Source organism: Acinetobacter sp. R933-2, from assembly GCF_030325485.1.
Lineage (GTDB): Bacteria > Pseudomonadota > Gammaproteobacteria > Pseudomonadales > Moraxellaceae > Acinetobacter > Acinetobacter sichuanensis.
This window is the reverse complement of the sequence record NZ_JACAIJ010000058.1, coordinates 1-922: the sequence shown is the minus strand read 5'-3', so window position 1 is coordinate 922 and position 922 is coordinate 1. Positions and strand designations below refer to the sequence as shown.

Below are 922 nucleotides of genomic sequence, written 5' to 3'. Positions count from 1 at the left end.
GAAGAAACTGGGCCGCTTCAACCACAAAAGTTAATCGACGACTCACTTCAGATTTCAGTATCTAAGCAAGCTAAGCTGCTGAAAGTCTCCCGTGGTTGTTATTACTATCGCCCAAAACCTGTGAGTGCATCAGATCTGAAGCTGATGCGATGTATTGATGAATTACATATGCAATATCCTTTTGCAGGCAGTCGTATGATGCGTGATTTGTTGAATCGTCAAGGACATCATATAGGACGACGTCATACACGTACTTTAATGAAGAAAATGGGTATTCAGGCGTTATATTGCAAACCAAATTTAAGCCAGGCTAATCAAGCTCACCGTAAATATCCATATCTGCTCAAAGGGTTGGCTATTCAGCGCAGTAATCAAGTGTGGTCTACGGATATAACGTATATCCCTATGGCAAAAGGCTTTGTTTATTTATGTGCTGTGATTGATTGGCATAGCCGCAAGGTACTTGCGCATAGGGTATCGATTAGTATGGAGGTGGATTTTTGTATTTCGGCTTTAAATGAAGCGATTGAAAAATATGGTCGACCTGAAATATTTAATACAGACCAAGGCAGCCAGTTTACCAGTGATGCATTTATTGATGTATTGAAATCAAATGGCATTCAAATCAGTATGGATGGTAAAGGTCGATGGGTAGATAATGTGATGGTTGAACGATTATGGCGGAGCGTTAAATATGAAGAGGTGTATCTCAAAGCTTATAGCAGTGTCACAGATGCGAAAAAGCAATTAAGTGCATATTTTGAGTTTTATAATTTGAAACGACCTCATTCGAGTCTAGACAAAATGACACCAAATGAGTTTTACTATGATCAGCTACCCCAACAAAACAAGGTGGCTTAACTAGAGCGGAATATCACTTATAAATACGCTTTTAGTTGTTCAAACAAGTGGGACCACCTCT

1 protein-coding gene is annotated in these 922 nt (G+C 39.4%); it reads left to right on the top strand.

Annotation, left to right across the window (positions count from 1 at the left end; translation table 11 throughout):
* Positions 1 to 861 (top strand): IS3-like element ISAba14 family transposase (locus tag HX005_RS19555; RefSeq protein WP_286378574.1); only part of this gene is annotated, 861 nt, incomplete at its 5' end.
* Between the last annotated feature and the right edge of the window lie 61 nt (positions 862 to 922).